This window comes from Pseudomonas sp. P4_C3, from assembly GCF_056402075.1.
The window spans coordinates 1-726 of record NZ_JBFUIC010000751.1; the positions used below are offsets into that span (position 1 = coordinate 1).

Sequence of the window (726 nt, forward strand, 5' to 3'; positions counted from 1 at the left end):
GGTCACCTCGGAGAGCACGCCATGACGCGTCTTTTGGTGGAATGCACGCACGTATTCCAGCACCCCAAGGTCAATTCGGGCATTCAGCGGGTGGTGCGCAACGTCGTCAACCAGCTACCGGAATCGGTCGACGGTGTTGAATGCATCCCGGTTGTGATGCTCAAGGGCAAACTCTATCGGGTACTGAAACTCGGTGCGCTGAACATTCCGTTTTTCGATCAGTTGATGATGTTCGGCGGGCGACTTGGCCGGCTGGCACATCGTTTCTGGCAATGGCACCAGCGGCTCGATAAACGTTTGCCATCGCGGTTCGCCCGACGCGTAGTGTACGTGGCTTATCGACTGACAGCGCTGACCTGCTTCAGCGTGCCGCTGCGCCTGATCGACCAGCTCGATCAGTATCAACTGCCCAAACGTTGCGCACCGTTGCAGCATCAACCGGGGGACCAACTGGTGTTGCTGGACTCGTCCTGGCACACCGACTTTTTCCCGTTTGCCGAACAGCTCAAACGTGAAGGCGTGGGTATCGTTTCGGTGATTTACGACCTGATTCCCGTGACGCATCCGCAGTTTTACGACACGCGGCTGGTGCAGGTTTTCAACGAGTGGTTTGACTGGATCACCAAAACCGCCGATGGCTACGTGGCCATTTCCGCCACGGTGCGTGACCAGGTGCGTGAGGAAGTTCAGCGCCGTCTGGGCTCCGCCAAGGCCGCCGAGTTGTGG

Annotated in this window: 1 protein-coding gene; it reads left to right on the forward strand. The window is 58.3% G+C overall.

Going from position 1 to position 726, the window contains the following annotated elements:
• Positions 1-21 precede the first annotated feature (21 nt).
• Positions 22-726: glycosyltransferase family protein (locus AC1DVH_RS32250; RefSeq protein ID WP_477757187.1), on the forward strand; the 705-nt coding region annotated here is incomplete at its 3' end.